This window comes from Aeromonas encheleia (assembly GCF_900637545.1).
GTDB lineage: Bacteria > Pseudomonadota > Gammaproteobacteria > Enterobacterales > Aeromonadaceae > Aeromonas > Aeromonas encheleia.
Window position 1 is genome coordinate 3,976,201 of record NZ_LR134376.1, and the last position, 21,664, is coordinate 3,997,864.

Annotated in this window: 19 protein-coding genes and 5 tRNA genes; 17 read left to right on the forward strand and 7 right to left on the reverse strand. The window is 62.4% G+C overall.

All coding sequences use genetic code 11. The features are described 5' to 3' along the window. Positions 1-72 precede the first annotated feature (72 nt). From EL255_RS18385 to EL255_RS18395, 3 genes are read right to left on the reverse strand one after another with little or no spacing between them, the layout of a single operon-like run. Complete coding sequence (locus EL255_RS18385; RefSeq protein ID WP_042653153.1) at positions 73-642, reverse strand: PqiC family protein; 570 nt, start codon at positions 640-642, stop codon at positions 73-75. Then, positions 642-2,288: an intermembrane transport protein PqiB gene (gene pqiB / locus EL255_RS18390; protein WP_042653154.1), complete on the reverse strand. Its 1,647-nt coding sequence runs from the start codon at positions 2,286-2,288 to the stop codon at positions 642-644. The genes EL255_RS18385 and pqiB overlap by 1 nt, the downstream gene beginning before the upstream one ends. Further along, positions 2,281-3,552, reverse strand: a complete 1,272-nt coding sequence (locus tag EL255_RS18395; RefSeq protein ID WP_042653155.1) for a paraquat-inducible protein A — start codon at positions 3,550-3,552, stop codon at positions 2,281-2,283. Before EL255_RS18395 ends, pqiB begins: the two co-directional genes overlap by 8 nt. A 327-nt stretch (positions 3,553-3,879) precedes the next feature. Between EL255_RS18395 and hfq the strand changes: the two genes are divergently transcribed. Further along, the gene (hfq, locus tag EL255_RS18400) at positions 3,880-4,239 is read left to right on the forward strand and encodes an RNA chaperone Hfq (protein WP_010675750.1); all 360 of its coding nucleotides are present in this window, start codon (positions 3,880-3,882) and stop codon (positions 4,237-4,239) included. Between the two features lie 141 nt (positions 4,240-4,380). On the opposite strand, the gene EL255_RS18405 is transcribed toward hfq, so the two are convergent. The 3 genes from EL255_RS18405 to dapA form a co-directional block, all read right to left on the reverse strand. Then, a complete protein-coding gene (locus EL255_RS18405; protein WP_042653156.1) occupies positions 4,381-4,971 on the reverse strand; it encodes an HAD family hydrolase in 591 nt (196 codons plus the stop codon). 171 nt (positions 4,972-5,142) lie between these two features. Further along, entirely contained in the window at positions 5,143-6,783 is a 1,641-nt protein-coding gene (locus EL255_RS18410) for a GGDEF domain-containing protein (protein ID WP_042653157.1), read from the reverse strand. A 94-nt stretch (positions 6,784-6,877) separates the two neighbouring features. Next, entirely contained in the window at positions 6,878-7,750 is an 873-nt protein-coding gene (gene dapA, locus EL255_RS18415) for a 4-hydroxy-tetrahydrodipicolinate synthase (RefSeq protein WP_042653158.1), read from the reverse strand. A gap of 278 nt (positions 7,751-8,028) precedes the next feature. On the opposite strand from dapA, the gene rsmC reads away from it, so the two are divergent. From rsmC to EL255_RS18460, 9 genes are all read left to right on the forward strand, one after another. After that, on the forward strand, positions 8,029-9,057 hold the full coding sequence (gene rsmC, locus EL255_RS18420; protein ID WP_042653159.1) for a 16S rRNA (guanine(1207)-N(2))-methyltransferase RsmC: 1,029 nt from the start codon (positions 8,029-8,031) through the stop codon (positions 9,055-9,057). Between the two features lie 139 nt (positions 9,058-9,196). Then, complete coding sequence (glgC, locus tag EL255_RS18425) at positions 9,197-10,414, forward strand: glucose-1-phosphate adenylyltransferase (RefSeq protein ID WP_042653160.1); 1,218 nt, start codon at positions 9,197-9,199, stop codon at positions 10,412-10,414. Then, entirely contained in the window at positions 10,404-11,870 is a 1,467-nt protein-coding gene (glgA, locus tag EL255_RS18430; protein ID WP_042653161.1) for a glycogen synthase GlgA, read from the forward strand. Before glgC ends, glgA begins: the two co-directional genes overlap by 11 nt. 111 nt (positions 11,871-11,981) lie before the next feature. Beyond that, a tRNA-Leu gene (locus EL255_RS18435) sits at positions 11,982-12,067 on the forward strand. Between the two features lie 53 nt (positions 12,068-12,120). Beyond that, a tRNA-Leu gene (locus EL255_RS18440) sits at positions 12,121-12,206 on the forward strand. 45 nt (positions 12,207-12,251) lie between these two features. Next, positions 12,252-12,337 (forward strand) — tRNA-Leu (locus EL255_RS18445). A 45-nt stretch (positions 12,338-12,382) separates the two neighbouring features. Beyond that, positions 12,383-12,468: transfer RNA gene (locus tag EL255_RS18450), tRNA-Leu, on the forward strand. A 73-nt stretch (positions 12,469-12,541) separates the two neighbouring features. Continuing rightward, positions 12,542-12,627, forward strand: a tRNA-Leu gene (locus EL255_RS18455). A 102-nt stretch (positions 12,628-12,729) separates the two neighbouring features. Further along, entirely contained in the window at positions 12,730-12,996 is a 267-nt protein-coding gene (locus EL255_RS18460; RefSeq protein WP_042653162.1) for a late competence development ComFB family protein, read from the forward strand. Here EL255_RS18460 and EL255_RS18465 read toward each other — a convergent pair whose 3' ends face one another. Then, entirely contained in the window at positions 12,997-13,206 is a 210-nt protein-coding gene (locus EL255_RS18465; RefSeq protein WP_042653315.1) for a hypothetical protein, read from the reverse strand. Positions 13,207-13,508: 302 nt separating this feature from the next. Between EL255_RS18465 and nhaC the strand changes: the two genes are divergently transcribed. The 7 genes from nhaC to EL255_RS18500 all read left to right on the forward strand — a co-directional run bounded on the left by nhaC (position 13,509) and on the right by EL255_RS18500 (position 21,606). Then, complete coding sequence (nhaC, locus tag EL255_RS18470) at positions 13,509-14,918, forward strand: Na+/H+ antiporter NhaC (RefSeq protein ID WP_042653163.1); 1,410 nt, start codon at positions 13,509-13,511, stop codon at positions 14,916-14,918. Between the two features lie 103 nt (positions 14,919-15,021). Further along, the gene (locus EL255_RS18475; protein ID WP_042653164.1) at positions 15,022-15,945 is read left to right on the forward strand and encodes a LysR family transcriptional regulator; all 924 of its coding nucleotides are present in this window, start codon (positions 15,022-15,024) and stop codon (positions 15,943-15,945) included. A gap of 186 nt (positions 15,946-16,131) precedes the next feature. Continuing rightward, positions 16,132-17,277 carry an ABC transporter substrate-binding protein gene (locus EL255_RS18480; RefSeq protein WP_033129456.1) on the forward strand — a complete coding sequence of 382 codons (1,146 nt, stop codon included), beginning with the start codon at positions 16,132-16,134 and terminating at the stop codon, positions 17,275-17,277. A 68-nt stretch (positions 17,278-17,345) separates the two neighbouring features. Next, positions 17,346-18,359: an ABC transporter ATP-binding protein gene (locus tag EL255_RS18485; protein ID WP_042653165.1), complete on the forward strand. Its 1,014-nt coding sequence runs from the start codon at positions 17,346-17,348 to the stop codon at positions 18,357-18,359. Beyond that, positions 18,356-19,324, forward strand: coding sequence for an ABC transporter permease (locus EL255_RS18490; RefSeq protein ID WP_052445692.1), 969 nt, complete (start codon positions 18,356-18,358; stop codon positions 19,322-19,324). Before EL255_RS18485 ends, EL255_RS18490 begins: the two co-directional genes overlap by 4 nt. Further along, positions 19,314-20,147, forward strand: a complete 834-nt coding sequence (locus tag EL255_RS18495) for an ABC transporter permease (RefSeq protein ID WP_197720908.1) — start codon at positions 19,314-19,316, stop codon at positions 20,145-20,147. Before EL255_RS18490 ends, EL255_RS18495 begins: the two co-directional genes overlap by 11 nt. Positions 20,148-20,175: 28 nt before the next feature. Next, positions 20,176-21,606, forward strand: coding sequence for a gamma-aminobutyraldehyde dehydrogenase (locus EL255_RS18500; RefSeq protein ID WP_042653166.1), 1,431 nt, complete (start codon positions 20,176-20,178; stop codon positions 21,604-21,606). Positions 21,607-21,664: the final 58 nt, after the last annotated feature.

Below are 21,664 nucleotides of genomic sequence, written 5' to 3' on the forward strand. Positions count from 1 at the left end.
CCTCACCCCATCTGCAATGGATAACAAAACGGGAGGCCCAGGCCTCCCGTTTTTCATTCCATCATCCGGCACTCAGGCGCGCTTGCGTAGATCCGCCGCGATCTGATCGAGCAGCTGTTGCCAACCCTGTCCCAGTTCGTCGACCAGCGGCCCGTAGCCATCATCAGGCAGTACTCGCACCTGCTGGAAGGGCATGTCCCGCAGCACAGTGCCCTCTTCCGTCAGCAGCCGCCAGCGACCGCTCAACACGGCACGACCATCGTGCCGGCCCTGGAAGCGCTCCACCGAGATGGTCAGGACGGGTCCCTTGCGGGCCCCATCCTGCCGTATCACCCAACCCGGCAACCGGCTGGAGAGGCCGTTCAGGGTCAGCTGGTTCAGCTGACCGTCGAGGGAGCCCGCCCAGCGATGGTATTCGGCGAAATGCAGCTCGTTGCCGGCCAGCTGATAGACCAGGCTGGCCTTGTCCAGCTGCCCCGACAGGGCCACGGGACGCAACACCAGCTGGTGCTGAGGCTGTGTCGCCACGGTCGGGGCTAGCTGGTCATCCGTGTCGAGCGAGTAGTAATGCAGGCCGGTGGGGGCCGAACCACAACCCGCCAGCAGGCCCAGCAAGGCCAGGCTCATCATCCGTTTCTTCATCATTTTCCTCGCTTGGGCTCAGGATCCTGGGGATGGGCGCGATTGAAGATCAGCGAACTCGGCTGCTCATTCAATGAATGCACCAGGGGTTGCAACTCACCCATCAGCTGATTGAGTGACTGCACCGATTGGCGCAGCTCCTGATTGGTCTGGGAGCTGGCGTCATAGGCCTGCAGGGTATCCTGCAACTGCTTGAGACTCTGGTTGAGAGAGACAGGCAACTGCTGGGTCGCACTCTGGCCGGTGAACTGCTCCAGATTGGCACTCACGGCCTTGATGTGCTTGAGCGTCTTGTCCAGGGTCACCAGAGTGCTGTTGACCTGAGTCAGGGTGGTGCTCATGTCCATGTCGACGAACTTGTCGAGGATGAGGTTCACCTTGCGTTCGATCTGATCCAGCCCGGCCTGCTCGGTCGGGAACACCTGATAGCCCGCCAGCTTTATCGGCTGATAGGGGGGGGCATCCGGGTAGAAGTTGAGATCCACCACCTTGCCACCGGTCAGCAGACTGGAGGTCTTGAGGGTCGCTCTCAGCCCCTCCTTGAACTGCTTGCTGAACAGGGCACGCCACTGCTCCTTCTCCGCATTGGCATAGCGATGGGAGAGCCGCTGCACCTCGATCCGCGCCAACACGGGGATCTGGCGATTCTGGAAGATCTGCACGCCCTTGTCGTCGATGAGATAGGGGGCCGAGATGACGGTGCCGACCCGGATGCCGCGATACTGCACCGCCGCACCGGGGTGCAGGCCACCCACGTCACCCTCGAACAGGAAGACGTAGTCGATGAACTGATCCAGGCTACCCGCCAGCACGCTCGCCTCATCCTGGAACAGGACGAACTCATCCTGCTGCTTGACCGACTCGCCGGGCGTCCAGCCGGGGGGCAGCCCCATGGTGATGCCGCCATCGAGCAGGCTCTCCAGCGAGTCCATCTTGACCTTCATCCCCTCGCTGCTCATGGAGACCTCGAAGCCCGGCGTCAGCCAGAAGCGGGAGTTGCTGCTCACCAGGATGTCGTAGGGGGCATTGATGAAGAGCTGGTACTTCATCTCGCTCTTCTCGGGCAGGAACTTGGCCTCCTCCACCTGGCCTATGGTGAAGCCCTGGTAGCTGATGGGCGAGCCCACCCCCAGTGCCCGTGCATCACGGCTGGTGAGGGAGAGCCGCAGCCCCTTGGCATCCAGCGAGGCCAGCGGCGGTATGTCCAGCATGGCATATTCACCGCGCGCCCTGCCCTTCTTGCCGGGGGAGAGCTCGATGTAGGCGCCGGAGAGCAGGGTGCCGAGGCCGGAGACCCCTTCCCGCCCGACCCTGGGCTTGACCACCCAGAACTGGCTGTCCTTCTTGAGCATGCCGGCCGCGCCATTGGTCAGGCGGGCCTTCAGCACGGCATGGCTGTAATCCTTGCTGAGCTCCACCGCCTCGATGCGGCCCACCTCCACCTCGCGGGAACGGATCACCGTCTTGCCCGCCACTATGCCCTCGGCGGTGGCCACGGTCAGGGTGAAGCTGGGGCCCTGCGAATACCAATGCTGGAACAGCATCCAGGCTCCGATGAACAGGGCCAGCATGGGCACCATCCAGATAGCGGCGGCCGAGCTCAGGAAGTCCGAGCCGGGTTTCCACCTTTTCTTACGCTCACTCACGTTCGCGTTCTCCTTGTTGTAAATCCCAGATCAGGCGGGAATCGAAACTCATGGCGGCCACCATGGTGATCAACACTACCCCGGCAAAGGCGACGGCCGCGGGGCCCGGATAAATGGTCATCAGATTATCGAGCCGGATGAGGCCTGCCAATATGGCCACCACGAAGACGTCGATCATCGACCAGCGCCCCACAAATTCGGTCATGCGATAGAGCTTCAGCTTGCGCAGCGGCGAGTCACCCTGACCGCGCTGCACCATGTAACAGAGCCACAGCAGCGCCAGGATCTTCACCAGCGGCACCACCACGCTGGCGATGAAGATGATGGCGGCGATAGGATAGGAGCCCATGCCCCACAGCAAAATCACCCCGCCCAAAATGGTCGAGGGGCTGTCGTCCCCCAGGAAGACGGTGTCCATGATGGGATAGAGGTTGGCGGGGACATAGAGGATCACCGAGGTGATGAGCAGCGCCCAGGTGCGGTTGAGGCCACCGGGCTTGCGCTGATGCAGACGGTCGCCACAACGGGAGCAGGTGTCGGCATCGGCGTCGCTCAGGGCGCCGCAGATGTGGCAGCCCACCAGCCCGGACTCCATGGCACCGGCCTCGGGATCCAGCTCCCGCGCCTCGGTCGGGCCAAACAACCGCTGCCACAGCCACATCCGATCCAGCGACGAGATCATCTTGATGAGCAGCAGGGTGTAGCCAACGAAGGCCCAGAACGACAGCCCCATCTTGATATCCGCCATGCCCATCAGCTTGACCAGCGAGATGAGCACCCCGATCAGGAAGACATCCACCATCAACCAGGGCTTGATCCGGCACAGCAGGCGGCCGAGGGAGCGCAGGGCATTGCTGTGCATCTCTTTATCTAGGCGCCACAGCACCAGCATGATGGAGCCGACATAGACCAGCGGCAGGCCGATCAGGGTCAGGCTCAGCACGGCCCCCAGAAACAGGTAGCCCTGCGCCACCAGGGTGGTGATGCACTGCAGGAAGGTCATCTCCTGCCCCACCCCGTGGGATGAGAACGACATGAAGGTGAAGGCGTTGGAGAGCCCGAACATGATGAGGGCAGCGAAGCCATAGGCCAGCGGCCTGCGCTCCTGCTGTGGCAGATGCTGACTCAGGGTATGACCACAGCGCGGGCAGGCACTCGCCTCCCCCACCGCCAGCGTGGTCGCCGGCACCAGCAGGTCGCACTCTTCGCAGGCCGTCGCGTCGTGGGTATAGGTGATTGGGTATTGGTGTGAAACCGGATGCAAGATAGGACCCCAGCATGAGGCCGCAAACGGCCAGAGGCGCCAATTATTGCAGCCACCGCCATTAACCACCAGCCCTGTTCATGTACAGAACCTTAAGCGCCGCGAGATACATGCCAATACTGCACTACGGAGCAAAGGTGGCGTTTGAACCAGTTCGGCCCGGCATCAAGGGCTCAAAGGGGCATATTTATCTGCCGTTTTGCTAAAGTACCCGCACATCCAGCCCTGTTCACCGGCGCTTTCGTGGCGGGGTAGAGAATGACTTTGACAAGCCAGTGGCCATTTAGCACAATCAAACGCCACTTTTTTTCCGCGGGACAATAATTTATGACAACTGAATCCCCAAGCTACTCTACGATTGAGCAAGCCTTCTCCCTTGGGAACGGGCAAGATTCTGCCCTTAACTGGTTACGCAAGAACCGCAGTCAGGTCGCCATCTTCCTGGTGAGCGGCATCAAGCTGGAAGGGACCATCAGCGGCTTCGATCAGTACAGCGTGCTGCTGACCGATGCCCATGGCAACCAGCAACTGGTCTACAAGGCCAAGATCTCCACCATCGCCATGCACTCCGGTCGCCCGGCGGTCAGCATCCAGCGGGCTCGCAAGCCACGCGTCTCCATGGCGCCGCGCCCCCATGGCGCCCCGAGTCGCTATGACGACAATCAGGGCGGCAGCAGCGAGCAGTGATGCTTACTTCCTTGCCATCCTGAGCCAGCCCCCTCGCTACGTCAGCCAGTGACGAAGCGCATGTCCACTCTCATGTTTATCGCCTGTCCCGTATGAGAGTGGACTTTTTCCATGCCTTGACCGGGCAATAGCCCCATCCACTCAGTAGCTCAGGCCGACCGGCTCTCCTTCCCTGATCATGCAAACCTGCATCCCTGCGGCCTCACCGGCCTGGGCACCTATGCCCGTATCCTCGAACACCAGACAGCTGCCAGGCTCGACCCCGAGTCGCCGTGCCACCAGCAGGAAGGTGTCCGGATGAGGTTTATGCAGATCCACGTCATCGGCGGTGACCACCACGGGGAAGTAGCGATCCAGTCCGGTGTTGCGCAGCACGGCCTCGGCGTTTGCGCGGGGAGAGCCCGTGCCTATCCCCATGGGGATCCGGCCGTGATAACGCTTGACCAGCTCCAGCATGGCCGGGAAGGGGGTCGCCTTGTGCAGATTGGCCACGTAATGCTCCGTCTTGCAGCGGGTCACGATCAGCGGATCCAGCGCTATTTGCTGCACCTCGGCCACCAGCAGCGCGATCTTGCGGCTGGGCATGCCACCCAGCTCATAGAACCAGTCGGCATCGAACTGGAAGCCAAACTCGCGGGCGCAGTGCTCCCAGGCGGCCAGGTGCAACGGCATGGAGTCCACCAGGGTACCGTCGAGGTCGAAAACCAGGCCTTGAAATCCGGATAGGGTCATGGTGCAGGATCTGTCTTGTGAAAATGGGCCCCCATTCTAGCCAGAGCCGCACCTCATCGCCATGAGCCAGATGACGGGAAACGCTTGCTCCCACATTTCTGGCTGGTGGCGGACCCAACCGCTCGCCGTGAGCGGGCTGAGGGCTGCGATAAAGGAGGTAGGCCTGAGGGCTCAGCGATAGGCCAGGGTGCAGGCCCGTCCCTGTGACTTGGCATCATAGAGCGCCCGATCCGCCTGCTCGGTCAGCGTCTGCCAGCCCTTGTCCGATGAGGGGATCAGATAGCTGAAGCCGATGCTGACCGTGAGCGTCGCCGCCACTCGGGAGGCCGGATGCGCGATCTGCAACCGCTCGAGCCCCTGGTGGATCTGCTCCGCCAGCCGCTCCGCCTCCCCCGCCTGCGGGGCGCACAGCAGGATGACGAACTCCTCGCCACCATAGCGGGCCACCAGGTTGGTTCGGCGCCGCTCAGTCTCCTGCAGCAGGGCCGCCACCTGTTGCAGACATCGATCCCCCTTGCCGTGGCCGAAGTGATCGTTGTAGGACTTGAACTCATCCACGTCGATCATCAGCACCGCCAATACCCCCTGATGGCGGCGAGCCCGCTCCCACTCCCGCTCCATGGTGATGTCCCACTGCCGGCGGTTGGCGATCCCGGTCAGGGAATCTTCCAGCGACAGCAGGGAGAGCCGCCGGTTCGCCTCCTCCAGCTCCCGGTTGGTATCGGCCAGTTGCCGGGTCCGTTCCCACACCCTGAGCTCCAGCTCCCGGTTGAAATGCTCCAGCTTGGCCTGGGTGCGCTGGCGGATCAGCAGTTGGGAGAGCACGGCGGCATACTGTTTGAAGATCTCGCTCTGGTAGGTCTTGAGCGGGCGGCGCCAGAGCAGGTTGTCGGCGGCGATCCAGCCGATCGGGGTAGTGCCGTCCCACAACGACACCATGGCATTCCAGCCGCGCCCCACCACCTGCTTCTCGTAATAGAGCGGGGCATCCTCCAGCACCAGCACATAATCCTTGCGGCGCAGCGCCTCCTGCACGGTGGGATGCTCCGGAATGGGGCTGACAAAGTGGTGCTCATCGATGAGCTCACCCGCCTCGTTGGTGCCCCAGGTGCCGTGCATGGTCTTGAATTCCTTGTCGATCAAGAAGATGGCGATACGATCGAACTGCAGTTCCTGCCGTGCCAGCGCCACCGCATCGTGCAGCAGCCGCTCCTCGCTGTCGCAGCTGGAGAGCTTGACCCCCACCTGATGCAGCGCCTGCAACATGCTGAGGAAGGAGTCCTGCAGGGCCTGGCTGCGGACGAGATCGGCCTGGGTGTGCCGCCGTTGATCCCGCTCCAGATCGACCTGACCGGCCAGCCGCCTGCTCTCCAGCTCGGCGGCGAGGTAGTGCATCAGCAGCTGGATGCTCTGCTGCTGGCGCCGCGGCAGGCGATCGAGGCGGCGCCGGGTCTCCAGATAGAGCACGGCCTCCAGCCCCTGGTGACGCTTGAGTGGGAAGCAGGCACGCAAACGGGGAGCTTCCGGCTCGACGCTGTCCCAGACCGCCTTGGTGGGAGCTATCTGCTCCACCAGCAGTTGGCCGAGATCGAGGGAACGTTCGATGAAGAGGATTGGGAGATCGAGGGAGACGGGCGAGTCGGCATTCAGGCAGAGCAGCCCCAGCTCGGGCCGGTAGCAGTAGAGCTGGGGCGTGGGTGCCCGCAGCCACAGGTAGATCTGCTCGGCTTCGGTCTTTTCTCTGACCGCCGCCAGCGTCACTTCACAGAGGTGTTCAAAACTGGTGAAGTGCTCCGGATCCCATTCCTGCATGCCTGCTCATCCTTGGTTGTATCCAAGCGAGTATATCGGCAAAGCCTGGCCATTAACTGACCTGACACTCAAAAGCGCGATCCAGAGCCCAGTTTTACAACAAGTTCAAGGCCTGCATGGCCTCGCGGATGCGGGCGCGGGTCGCGTCCGACAGCGGCATCACCGGCAGACGGCACTCCTCGCTGCACAGACCCAGCAGGGAGACGGCGTACTTGGCGCCGGCCGGGCTGGGCTCGGCGAACATGGCCTGATGCAGCGGGATCAACTTGTCCTGCAGCTCGCGCGCCGCCTGCCAGTCACCGGCCAGGGTCAGGTTCTGCACCTCGGCCACCAGCTTGGGGGCCACGTTGGCGGTCACCGAGATGCAACCCTGGCCACCACCGATGTTGTAGGCCACGGCGGTGGCATCCTCGCCGGAGAGCCAGGCAAATGGCGTCTTGATCAGCTGACGCTCAATCCAGGGACGGGCCAGATCACCGGTGGCATCCTTCACCCCGGCGATGCGCGGCAACTCGGCCAGCCGGGCCAGGGTCGCCGGTTGCACGTCGACGATGGCGCGCGGCGGTATGTTGTAGACGATGATCGGCTTGCTGGTGGCGTCATGGACCGCCTTGAAGTGGTGGAACAGTCCTTCCTGGTTGGGGCGATTGTAGTAACCGGCCACGTGCAGGGTGGCATCCGCCCCGGCCCGTTCGGCATGCAGGGTATACTCGATCGCCTCGACCGGGTTGTTGGAGCCGGCACCGGCGATGACAGGCACGCGTCCCGCCACCTGCTTGACCACGAGCTCCACCACCCGGCAGTGCTCATCGTGGGTCAGGGTCGGGCTCTCCCCCGTGGTGCCGACCGGCACTATGCCGTGCGTCCCCTGCTCTATGTGCCACTCCACCAGACGAGCCAGTGCGGCCTCATCCAGCTGGCCCTGACGAAATGGGGTGATCAGGGCAACTATCGAACCTTGAAACATGGGATTTCCTTCTCCTAAACGTATGGATTGGCCAATAAAAAGCCCCGGTACTGGGGTCGCTACCGGGGCTGGAATCGTCTCAGGGATGAGAGGTTACGCGCGCACGTCAGCAGGCCCGGGGGTCAGGCTTTGTTTATGCTTTCGTTTCGATACGCGCAGCCGCATTGCATCATCTCTGGGTAAATAAGGTGTCTTGGCATATTTCGGGAACACGGCATAAATGTCAAGGCGAAAGCGGCCATGTATAATGGCCGCCCAAAATTGCGTGGAGAGACCCAATGAGCCGTCCTATCAGTGCCGTCAGCCAGATGCTGGAACGTAACCAAGCCCTCTTTGTCGGCAAGCGGCTATTGATCTGCGGCGCCCTGGAGGATGACTATCCTCGCCAGCTGGCCGAACTGACCGCTAGCCTGACGGTCTTCACGACGGATTATTGCTACTACCTCAGCCAGCAGGCCGCCCTGGGTGACAACATACTGTTCGATCACCAGCTCGGCGGCGCTCCCCGCTTCGATGCCCTGCTGCTGCTGATGCCCAAGGCCAAGGCCGAGGCGCAGTACCTACTGGCCATGATGACCCCCTTGCTGGAGGCGGGTGCCGATCTGCTGCTGGCGGGTGAGAATCGCGGCGGCATCAACGGGGCCGACAAGCTGCTGGCGCCCTATGGCGACCGGCCCGTCAAGCGGGACTCCGCCCGCCGCTGCTCCCTCTATCATGCCGAGCTCGGCAAACCGGTCGCCCCGTTCGAGCTGGACGCCTGGTTCAGTCGCTATGAGTGCCGGGCCGGGGCAACGGATCTGACCGTCATGGCCCTGCCCGGGGTGTTCAGCGCCGACGGGCTGGATCTCGGCAGCCAGATGCTGCTGGCCAGCCTGCCCCCCATGCGGGGCAAGCTGCTCGACTTCGGCTGTGGTGCCGGCGTCATCGGCTCGGTGCTGGCCAAGCGCAATCCCGAGTTGACCATCAGCATGGTGGACATCAGTGCCCTTGCGCTGGAATCCAGCCGCCGTACCCTGGCCGTCAACGGCCTGCAGGGACAGGTCTATGCCTCCGATGTCTATTCGAATATTGCCGAAAAATTCCAACATATCGTCTCGAACCCCCCCTTCCATGCCGGGCTCAAGACCTTCTATGCCGCCACCGAAACCTTCCTGGCCGAGGCACCGGCCTTCCTGACCGCCAACGGCTCCCTGACCATAGTCGCCAATGCCTTCCTGCGATACCAACCTATACTGGATACGCACTTCAAACGGACCGAGGTGATCGGCAGTGATGCCAAATTCAGGGTGTATCTGAGCAAAGCGTAAATAAGTCTAACTGTTGTAATAAAACCAGTAGAGAGTGCCAGATGGGATCTGATAAGGTATCAGGAAAACGATTTCCACCCCTTTAGGGGTGTTTTTTTGCAGCAAGTTGAAAACCTTTTCAAGCAGGGAGATAGAGAAGATGGCAGGCATATTGACCATGATTCTGGCAGGGGGAGAAGGCACTCGCCTCCAGCCGTTGACCACCACTCGCAGCAAGCCTTCTGTGCCCTTTGGCGGCAGTTATCGCTTGATCGACTTCGTCCTCAACAACTTCGTCAACGCCGACTTCCTGCGCATCTATGTGCTCACCCAGTTCAAGTCCCAGTCCCTCTACCTGCACATGAAGAAGGGCTGGAACATCGTCGGCATCACCGACCGCTTCATCGACCCCATTCCGGCCCAGATGCGGATGGGCAAGCGCTGGTATGACGGCACGGCAGACGCCATCTATCAGAACCTGCGCTTCATCGAGACCTCGGATCCCGAGCACGTCTGCATCTTTGGCTCCGATCACATCTACAAGATGGACGTGAGCCAGATGGTCACCTTCCACAAGCAGAAGGCCGCCGCCATGACGGTGGCGGCGCTGCGGATGCCCATCGCGGAGGCAAGCGCCTTCGGGGTGATCGAGGTGGATCAGGAGGGGCGGATGATCGGCTTCGAAGAGAAGCCCAAGCATCCCAAGCACATCCCCGGGGATCCGAGCCAGGCCCTGGTCTCCATGGGCAACTACATCTTCGAGACCGAGACCCTCTACCGCGAGCTGAAGCGGGATGCCGCCGAGGAAAACTCCAGCCACGACTTCGGCAAGGACATCATCCCCAGCCTCTACCCGCGCACCCCTGTCTATGTCTACGACTACAGCACCAACGTGATCCCGGGCGAGAAGCCCAATGTCTACTGGCGTGACGTGGGCACGCTTGACTCTTACTGGCAGGCGCACATGGACCTGGTCGCCGACGACGCCCCCTTCTCGCTCTACAACCGCAAGTGGCCGCTGCACACCCATTATCCTCCCCTGCCGCCCGCCACCTTCATCGACACCGATGAGTGCAAGGTCAAGATCGCCAACTCCCTGATCGCCGGCGGGTGTTTCATCCAGGGCAGCCAGATCCAGCGTTCCATCCTGGGGTTCAGCTGCAACATAGGGCCCTGCAGCCACATCAGCGAATCCGTGCTGTTGGGGGATGTGAAGATAGGTGAGGGCTGCTCAATTCGACGCGCCATCATCGATAAAAACGTTGAAATTGCACCCGGCACCGTGATCGGTGAGAATCTGGACCATGATCGAGAGAGGTTTACCGTATCCGAAGGCGGTATCGTCGTGGTACCTAAGGGAGCAAGAGTTGGCTATTAACCCACTGAAAATCCTATTTGTTGCCTCGGAGGTTGAGGGGCTGGTGAAGACCGGGGGCCTGGCGGATGTGGCCAGAGCCCTGCCACTGTATCTGGCCCGACAGGGCCACGACGTCCGCATCATCCTGCCCTTCTACAAGACACTCAAGCGCCGGGACGAGGCCAAGCTGATCGCCTCGCGCTGGCTGCCGACCCCGCCGGACAGGGCCGATATCAGCTACCGCATCTATCAGCTGGAGCTGGACGGGATCTGTGTCTACCTGCTCGACTGCCCGCAATATTTCGAGCGGCCCCAGCTCTATGCCGAGAACAACCAGGCCTATCCCGACAACGGCGAGCGTTTCGCCTTCCTGGCGGCGGCGGCCCTGCACGCCTGCGAGCAGCTCGACTTCGCCCCCGACATAGCGCACTGCAACGACTGGCATACCGGCCTGCTGCCGCTGTTGCTCAAGACCCGGCACGCTCATAACCCCTTCTTTCAGCACACCCGCTCGGTGATCAGCATCCATAATGCGGCCTTTCAGGGGGTGTTCGATCGCCCGCAGTTCTGGGCCGTGCCCGAGATCACCGACTACGAGCAGCGCATCAGCTACGACTACGGTCACATCAACCTGCTCAAGTGCGGGGTGCTCTATGCCGACAAGATCAATGCGGTCAGCCCCAACTACGCCAGCGAGCTGCTGACCCACCTGGGTGCCCACGGCATGGCCAGCGTGTTCCAGCAGCGGGCGGCCGACCTGCGCGGCATTCTCAACGGCTGCGACTATCAGGATTGGGATCCGGCGTTCGATGAGCTGCTGCCCGCCACCTATGATGGCGACAACCTCGCCGGCAAAGCCGTCTGCAAGCGGACCCTGCAGCAGGAGACCGGCCTGCCCGTCGCCGAGCTGCCCATCTATGGCATGGTGTGCCGCCTGACCGAGCAGAAAGGGGTGCACCTGCTGATCCCGACCCTGGACAAGTTCCTGCAACACCAGGTGCAGATGGTGATCGTGGGTTCTGGTGATCCCTCCCTCGCCGCCCAGCTGCAAGCCATAGCCGCGCAACACCCGGACAAGTTCGCCTTCATCAACGCCTATGACGATCGGCTGGCCCACCTGGTGGAGGCCGGTGCCGACTTCTTCCTGATGCCCTCCCTGTTTGAGCCCTGCGGCCTCAACCAGATGTACAGCCTCGCCTACGGCACCCTGCCGCTGGTGCGGGCGGTCGGCGGCCTGAAAGACACAGTGGTGGACTGGGCGGCCGATCCTGCACTGGCCACCGGTTTCTGCTTCAACGATCCCACCGCCAGCACCCTGCTCGATGCCATGCGCCGCAGCCTGCTCCATTACCTGCAGGATCCCGTGCGTTTCGCCCAGGTGCAGCGCAATGCCATGCACACCCGCTTCAACTGGGCGGACTCGGTGACCCAGTACGAACAGATGTACCGGGATGCACTGGCCCCTGCTCGACGCTGATTTGCTGAAGTTTTGTGCCCTTAACACGGCTTTACCCGTCAACAGCGAAAAAAGTCACCTTTGGCTGTTGACGCCCCCCCAAAACTCTATAAAATCCCCCACCGCAGTGATGCGAAGGTGGCGGAATTGGTAGACGCGCTAGCTTCAGGTGTTAGTGTCCCACGGATGTGAGGGTTCGAGTCCCTCTCTTCGCACCATACTGCAACATGCTTCATCGGTGGCATGTAAAATAAGATTGATGACCCAATGTGCGAAGGTGGCGGAATTGGTAGACGCGCTAGCTTCAGGTGTTAGTGTCCCACGGATGTGAGGGTTCGAGTCCCTCTCTTCGCACCATGCTTTTATCGGACAGCATGTAAATCCAGACTGATAACCCAATGTGCGAAGGTGGCGGAATTGGTAGACGCGCTAGCTTCAGGTGTTAGTGTCCCACGGATGTGAGGGTTCGAGTCCCTCTCTTCGCACCATGCTTTTATCGGACAGCATGTAAATCCAGACTGATAACCCAATGTGCGAAGGTGGCGGAATTGGTAGACGCGCTAGCTTCAGGTGTTAGTGCCCCCTGGGTGTGAGGGTTCGAGTCCCTCTCTTCGCACCATGATTCTGACATGTAAAAACAGAGCGATGCGTTCCAACCGCATTTAAAAATAAGCTGGAGAAAAAAACAGTGTGCGAAGGTGGCGGAATTGGTAGACGCGCTAGCTTCAGGTGTTAGTGTCCCACGGATGTGAGGGTTCGAGTCCCTCTCTTCGCACCATCTATTATGCAAAAGGCCCATCACGCAAGTGATGGGCCTTTTGTTTTTGGCCTCGCCATGGCTATGCTCTGGCTAGTCCAACACCATCAACAAGGACGCCCGATGATCCTGGATACCGACATTCACAACTTCTATGAGCAGCTGGTGCTCAAGGAGATAGAGAAACAGGGACTGAGTCAGACGCTGAGCCCCCACCAGCTGGCCGATCTCTGCTGCCTGACCCTGAACCAGCTCCCCTCTCACTACATCCGCCACAACGTCGACATGATCTACTTCATGACCGAGGCCCAGCGCACCGAGATGGAGCAGAAGGTCATCGTCTCGCTTCGACTGGCGCACGAGAAAATCCAGGCAGTTCCCTCTCGCTGACTAGGACCAGGACTGCTGCCAGAGCAAGGCCACGACCCCAGTCATGCCGGCGACTGGCAGCAGGATCAGCACCGGCCTCAGTTTGGGTTCCAACATGATCCAGGCCGCCAGCAGAAAGCCCAGACTCCATACCCCGTACGCCTTGTCCTGACCCCAGCCCAGTACCGCCAGCAAGCCCGCCAACAGCAGGCACCTCACTATCCAGATCATGGTGAACATCCCTTTCGCATCATTCGATAACGATTATCATTTGTATTTTAGCATAGTGCTATCGGACTTTTCTATCGGCGTCGGATGTCTCATCGGGGCAAACAGGGCACTCAAAAATGGGTCATGAGATCAACTAATTTGTAAGTTTTTCAATCAAAACTGCATTTTTGCTAAATGTGTTGGGATTTTAGACCCTGAGTTTGTGGTAGATTGCGGCCTCTTTTTGGGTTGCCCCCTCGGGATACAAGTATCCACAGGACGAGAGGGAGCGACCTTGGCGAGCAAGAGTTTAGGAAGTATCTATGCAAAACCAACATAACCACATTCGACTGCCTAACATGCCACAGGTGTTTGCCTGCCTGGCCATTTTCCTGGCCCTGGCCTTCTCCTTCACCAGCGTGCTCGACTTGCCAATCCAGTTGGCACTGTTCATCGCCTGGTTCGTCATCATGGGACTCGGCATCCGGCTCGGCCATGATTACAAATCCTTGGAGCAGGCCGCCGTCGACGGTGTCGCCAAGGGCATGGGCGCCATCCTGATACTGGTCTCCGTCGGTGCCCTGGTCGGCACCTGGATCGCGGGCGGCATAGTCCCCAGCATCATCTACTTCGGGCTCAAGGTGATACACCCGTCCATCTTCCTGCTGGCGACCCTGATCATCTGCTCTCTCACCTCCCTTGCCACCGGCACCTCCTGGGGCTCGGCGGCCACCGCCGGCATCGCCATGATGGGCATAGGCCACAGCCTGGGCGTGCCTGCGCCACTGGTGGCCGGCGCCGTGCTCTCCGGCGTCTATTTTGGTGACAAGCTCTCCCCGCTCTCCGACTCCGTGGTGCTGGCCTCCACCATGTCCAACGTCGACGTGGTGGAGCACATCAAGGGCATGCTGCCCATCAGCCTGTTCTCCTATGTCATCACGGCGGCCCTGTTCACCGTGGTCGGCATGCAGTACTCGGGCAACGTCAGCCTGGAGCAGGTCAACCTGGTGATGGAGGCGCTCGACAAGCAGTTCAACATCACCCCGCTGGCCATAGTACCCGTGATACTGGTGCTGGGGCTGCTGGCTAACCGCAAGCCCGCCTTCCCGGTGATCAGCTTCGGCGCCCTGCTCGGCCTGATCTGGGCCATCGCCTTCCAGGACATGGATCCGGTAAAGGCCATGCACTCCGCCTACAGCCCGTTCGCCATCACCTCGGGGGTCGACTTCATCGACAACATCCTGGGCCGCGGCGGTATGGAGTCCATGCTGGGCTCGGTGGCGGTCATCATCTTCGGGCTGGGCTTCGGCGGCCTGCTGGAGAAGGTCGGCATCCTGGCGGTGATCGCCAGCGCCTTCGAGAAGCGCATCAACAGCGTCGGCAGCCTGACCAGCCACACCATAGCCACCGCCTTCCTGGCCAATGTGTTCGGCTCGGCCATGTATGTGTCGCTGATCCTGACCCCCAAGATCATGGCCAAGAACTACGACCGGCTGGGGCTGGAGCGCAAGAACCTCTCCCGCAACGCCGAGTTCGGTGGCACCCTCACCTGCGGCATGGTGCCCTGGAGCGACAACGGCATCTTCATGGCCGGGGTGCTGGGGGTGGCGACCCTGGATTACCTGCCCTACATGTGGCTCAGCTTCACCTGCATCCTGGTGACCATCACCCTCGCCTACCTGGGCAAGGCGGTGAACCGGATCCCGGTGATCGAGGCGGCCAGTTCTCGCTAAGCATTCAAAAACAATGACAAAGGCGCCTGCGGGCGCCTTTTGTTTGGACGGGATTCGAGGTTAAGCTGGCAGCCAACCTCGTCGCTCGTGGCAGGATGCCCAGATGAACTTTACCTTTCGCCAGATCCGCTATTTCGTGGCCGTGGCCGACAACTTCTCGGTGAGCCGCGCCGCCGCCGAGCTGCACATCTCCCAGTCGGCGGTCACCAGCGCCATCCGCGAGCTGGAGACCGAGCTCGGCGCCGCCCTGTTCGAGCGCAACCCCCGTGGCGTCAGCCTCACCGCCCAGGGTCACCAGTTCCTACTCCATGCCAGACGCATCTTGGGCGCCATGACGGAGGCGGGCCAGTCCCTCAAGGCGGTGGCACAGCAGGATCAGGGCCAGCTCACCATAGGGGTAACCACGCTGGTAGCCGGTTACTACCTGTCGGAGGCGCTCGGCCGCTTCCGACGCGCCTTCCCGGCGGTGCGCATCGAGGTGAAGGAGGACGAGCAGCCGTTTCTCGAGCATCAGATCGTCAACGGCGAGGTGGATGTGGGGATCCTGATGACCAACCGCACCATCCGTCAGGAGGCGTTCGATACCGAGCTGCTGACCCGCTCGCCGCTGAGGCTCTGGCTCGCCGCCAATCACCCCCTCTGCGCCGAATCGACCCTCTCCCTCAAGGCGCTGAGCGAGGAGCCCATGATCTCCCTCACCGCCGATCAGCTGGATCAGATCATCGGCTCTGGCCTGCGCCGCTACGGCATCCAGCCCCGCATAGTGCTGCGCACCGCCTCGGTGGAAGCGGTGCGCAGCCTGGTGGCCAGCCAGCTAGGCGCCGCCCTGCTGCCGGACTTCGCCTACCGCCCCTGGTCGCTGGAACAGGAGCGGGTCGAGGCCCGCGCCATCAAGGAACCCATCCCCGCCATCGACATCGGCCTGGTATGGCGGCGCGGCTCACACCTGAGTTGGACCGCCCGTGAATTCATCGACATAGTGCGGGATCAGAGCCGGCTGCGGGCCCGCCAGACGGCCTCCCGCTAGGAGCATTCCCCCGAACGCCACGAAAATTCAGATTCATCTGCACTCGATATCGATTTAGCAGATACCTGAGCGGTTAAAAATTGAAATTCTCATTACTGCTCGCTTCTCCTACGCTCATGACTAGTTAACAGGATGTTAATGCCATCGTGGCGTCGCCATGGTTCAAGTTGATGCAAGGAGAGCAAGATGAAACTGACCCCCCTGACCCTGGCCCTGATCCCGGCGCTGCTGGCAGGCCAGACCCAGGCCGCCCCGACCGAACTCGGCAAGGGTGAAGGCCAGCTCAACATCGTGGCCTGGGCCGGCTACGTCGAGCGCGGCGAGACCGACAAGAACTACGACTGGGTCACCGGCTTCGAGAAGGAGACCGGCTGCAAGGTCAGCGTCAAGACGGCCGCCACCTCGGACGAGATGGTGGCCCTGATGAACGAGGGGGGCTTCGATCTGGTGACCGCCTCCGGCGACGCCAGCCTGCGCCTCATCGCCGGCGGCAAGGTGCAAGCGCTCAACCTGGCGCTCATCCCGAGCTATGGCAAGATAGATCCTCGCCTGCAGAGCGCCCCCTGGCACACGGTGGAAGGCAAGCACTACGGCGTGCCCTACCAGTGGGGTGGCAACATATTGATGTACAACACCAAGGTGTTCCCCAAGGCGCCCGACTCCTGGAGCCTGGTGTTCGAGGAGCAGACCCTGCCAGACGGCAAGTCCAACAAGGGTCGGGTGCAGGCCTTCGACGGCCCCATCCACATCGCCGATGCCGCCCTCTATCTGATGACCCACCAGCCGGCGCTGGGGATCAAGGACCCCTACGAGCTGAACGAGGATCAGTACAAGGCCTCCCTCGAGCTGCTGCGCAAGCAGCGCCAGCTGGTGGGCCGCTACTGGCACGACGCCTTCGTCCAGATCGATGACTTCAAGAACGAGGGGGTGGTCGCCTCGGACTCCTGGCCGTTCCAGGCCAACACCCTGATCGCCGACAAGCAACCCATCGCCACCACAGTGCCCAAGGAAGGGGTCACCGGCTGGGCTGACACCAGCATGGTGCACAGCGAGGCCAAGAACCTGACCTGTGCCTACCAGTGGCTGGAACACTCCCTCAACAACAAGCTGCAGGGAGATCTCGCCTCCTGGTTCGGCTCTGTGCCCGTGGTGCCCGCCGCCTGCGAGGGCAACGCCTTGTTGGGGGCCGGGGGCTGCAAGACCAACGGCATAGACAACTTCGATCGGGTGCACTTCTGGCGTACCCCGGTATCCCAGTGCAAGAGCCAGGGTACCTGTGTTCCTTACTACCGCTGGGTGTCTGACTATATCGCCATCCTGGGCGGTCGCTGAGTCCCGCCGAGACAACGCCGTTGTGGGCCGGGTGGAGACCCGGCCCTGTTCGATGACAAGGATGTACCATGACAGCCGTACAATTTGACCGGGTCAGCCGCCACTACGGCGAGGTGAAGGCGGTCGACGACATCTCCTTCCAGATCCCCTCTGGTGAATTCTTTACCCTGCTGGGCCCGAGCGGTTCCGGCAAGACCACCTGCCTGCGGATGATCGCCGGCTTCGAATACCCGAGCGCGGGGGAGATCCGCCTGTTCGGCGAGCCCTGCTCCCGGGTGCCGCCCTACGATCGCAACCTCAACACAGTGTTCCAGGATTACGCCCTCTTCCCCAACATGGATGTGCGCGACAACATCGGCTACGGCCTGATGATCAGGGGCGTGCCCAAGGCGGAGCGCCATCGCAAGGTGGACGAGATGCTGGAGCTGGTACGCCTGCCCGGCGTCGGTAACCGCAGGCCGGGCCAGCTCTCAGGCGGTCAGCGCCAGCGTATCGCCATCGCCCGCGCCCTCATCAATCAGCCGCGCATCCTGCTGCTGGACGAGCCGCTGGGGGCGCTGGATCTCAAGCTGCGCGAGCAGATGCAGCTCGAACTCAAGGCGCTGCAGCGCCAGCTCGGCATCACCTTCATCTTCGTCACCCACGATCAGCAAGAGGCGCTCTCCATGAGCGACCGCATCTGCATCTTCAGCCAGGGCAGGATCGAGCAGATCGCCGCCCCGGATCAGGTCTACGACGCCCCCGCCACCCCCTTCGTCGCCCGCTTCGTCGGCACCGTCAACCTGTTCGAGGGGGAGCAGGCCAGGCGGCTGTGCGGCGACAGCCAGCAGATGATGGTGCGCCCGGAGCGGATCCGCCTCGGCGAGGCCGGTAGCCCCGGCTGGTCCGGCGAGATCCGTGAGGTGGAATACCTGGGTGCCTTCGTGCGCTATAGAGTCGACCTGGGGGAACGGCTCGAGATCATCGTCAATCACCCCAACGAGGGGCAGGCCCGCCTGGCCCGTGGCGCCCAAGTCAGCCTCAGCTGGCCGGAGCAGGCGATCCATCGCCTGAGCACCGCCGAAACGGGGGCTCAATCATGAGCCTCCCCCACAGTGCGAGCCTGACCATGAGCCACGCCACCACCCACACCAGACCCCGCCCGCTGCGGCGCCTCTCCACCCTGCTGTACGGCCGCCCCGGCCTGCTGCTGGGAATACTGCTCGGCCCACCCCTGCTCTGGCTCGGCATCATCTATGTGGGCTCCCTGCTGATGCTGCTCTCCAACGCCTTCTTCGGGCTGGACGAGTTCAGCGGCCAGGTACGCCACGAGCTGGGGCTGCAAAACTTCGTCGCCCTGCTGCGGGCAGAAAACCTGGACGTCATCGCCCGCACCGCCGGCATGTCGCTTGCCGTAACCCTGGCCTGCGCCCTGCTCGGCTTCCCCATCGCCTACTACATGGCGCGCTACACCAGCGGCAAGACCCGGGCCCTGTTCTATCTCGGCATCATGCTGCCGCTCTGGTCCAGCTACCTGGTGCGGGTCTATGCCTGGAAGCTGATCCTGGCCAAGGAGGGGGTCATCAGCTGGCTGGCGGACAGCCTGGGGCTGGACTGGCTGCTGGACGGCATCCTCTCCCTGCCCATGATCGGCGGCCCCTCCCTGTCGTTCTCGCGGCTCGGCACCTTCATCGTGTTCGTCTACGTCTGGCTGCCCTTCATGATCCTGCCGATCCAGGCGGCGGTGGAGCGGATCCCGCGCTCCCTGATCGAGGCGAGCAGCGATCTCGGTGCCACCCCGGCCCAGACCTTCCGCACCCTGATCCTGCCGCTGGCGCTGCCGGGGGTGGTGGCGGGCTCCATCTTCACCTTCTCCCTGACGCTCGGGGACTACATCATCCCCGGCATCATAGGCAACTCAACCATGTATATAGGGCAGGTGGTCTACATGCAGCAGGGCACGGCGGGCAATCTGCCGTTCGCCGCCGCCTTCTCGCTGGTGCCTATCCTGATCATCGCCATCTACCTCACCATCGCCAAGCGCTTGGGAGCCTTCGATGCGCTCTAATCCCTCTATGAATCAGGATCAGGGTCAGCGCCCCTCCGGCCTGCTCAAGTACGCCGCCATCGGCGGGCTGCTGTTCCTGCATATTCCCATCCTGTTCATCTTCCTCTATGCCTTCACCAGCGAGAGCAAGAGCTACCAGTTTCCGCCACCCGGGCTGACCCTGAAATGGTTCGAGGTGACGCTAAACAGACCCGATGTGTGGCGCGCCATCCAGCTGTCGCTGGAGGTGGCGGGGCTCGCGACCCTGGCGGCCATGGTGCTCGGCACCCTGGCGGCGGGGGCCATAGCCCGCAGCCGCTTCTTCGGCCAGGAGGCGGTGTCGCTGCTGCTGGTGCTGCCCATCGCCCTGCCCGGCATAGTCACCGGCATAGCGCTGCGCTCCGCCTATGGCCTGCTGGAGATCCCGTTCAGCTTCTGGACCATAGTCATAGGCCACGCCACCTTCTGCGTGGTGGTGGTCTACAACAACGCCCTTGCGCGCTTTCGCCGCACCAACCAGTCGCTGATCGAGGCCTCGATGGATCTCGGCGCCGACGGCTTCCAGACCCTGCGTTATGTGATCCTGCCCAACCTCGCCACCGCCCTGCTGGCGGGGGGTATGCTGGCCTTCGCGCTGAGCTTTGACGAGGTGATAGTCACCACCTTCACCGCGGGCCAGCAGACCACGCTGCCCATCTGGATGTATCAGGAGCTGATCCGCCCCCGCGATCGGCCTGTCACCAACGTGGTGGCCCTCATCATAGTGGCCTTCACCACTATCCCCATTCTGCTTGCCTACTACCTCACCCGCGACGGCCAGGACGTCGCCGGCAGTGGCAAGTGATGACTCAACGCCTGCGCAAGGATGCAACATGAAGCTCTCTACCCAACTCTTGATCGACGGCCAGTTTGTCACCGGTGATGGCCAGGCCGAGCCCATCCTCAACCCGGCCACCGGCGAGCTGCTCGCCTCGGTGCCTGAAGCCTCGTTCGAGCAGGTCAGCCGGGCGGTGAACGGGGCCCAGCGCGCCTTCGCCCAGTGGAGCCGCACCACCCCGGCCCAGCGCAGCAACCTGCTGCTGCGCCTCGCCGATGCCATAGAGCGTCACGCCGAGGAGTTCGCGGCGCTCGAATCTCTCAACTGCGGCAAGCCCTATATGGCGGTGCTCAATGACGAGCTGCCGGCGGTGGTGGACTGCTTCCGCTTCTTCGCCGGGGCGGCCCGCTGCCTGCAAGGGCCGCTGGCCGGGGAGTACATAGAGGGCCACACCAGCATGATCCGCCGGGATCCCATCGGTGTGGTGGGCAGCATAGCGCCCTGGAACTACCCGCTGATGATGGCCGCCTGGAAGATGGCGCCGGTACTCGCCGCCGGCAATACCGTGGTGCTCAAGCCCTCGGAGCAGACCCCGCTCACCGCCCTGCGCCTGGCCGAGCTCGCCAGCGAGATCTTCCCCCGCGGCGTCATCAACGTCATCTGTGGCCGGGGCGAGAGCGTGGGGGCGCCGCTGGTGGAGCACCCGCTGGTGCGCATGGTGTCGCTGACCGGCGATATCGCCACCGGCCAGAAGATCCTGCAAAGCGCCGCCCGCACTATGAAGCGCACCCACCTTGAGCTGGGGGGCAAGGCGCCTGTCATCATCTTCGACGACGCGGATCTGGAGGCCGTGGTGGCCGGCATTCGCACCTTCGGCTTCTACAACGCCGGTCAGGACTGCACCGCCGCCTGCCGCATCTACGCCCAGGGCAAGATCTACGACAAGTTCGTCACCGCCATGACCGAGGCCGTGGCCTCCATCAAGGTGGGCAGCCAGCGCGAGGAAGGGGTGGAGATGGGGCCACTCATCTCGGACCGGCAGCGCAACAGAGTCGCCAGCTTCGTGGAGCGGGCGGTGAGCAGCGGCCATGTGGAGGTCACGGCTGGCGGCAAGATCCGCCCCGGCAACGGCTTCTTCTTCGAGCCGACCCTGATCGTCGGCGCCCGCCAGGAGGATGAGATAGTGCGGCGCGAGGTGTTCGGCCCCGTGGTCTCGGTGACCCGCTTCAACGACGCCGAGCAGGTGGTACAGTGGGCCAACGACTCGGACTATGGCCTTGCCTCCTCGGTCTGGACCCGGGATCTCGGCCTCGCCAGCAAGGTGGCCAGCCACCTGCAATATGGCTGCACCTGGATCAACACCCACTTCATGCTCTGCTCAGAGATGCCCCACGGCGGCATGAAGATGTCCGGCTACGGCAAGGATCTCTCCCTCTACGCGCTGGAGGACTACACCGTGCCGCGCCACATCATGGTCAAGCTCTGACAAACGACAAGGCTGGCCCCGGGGCCAGCCTTGCTGCATGGATCCGCATTCCCATCCT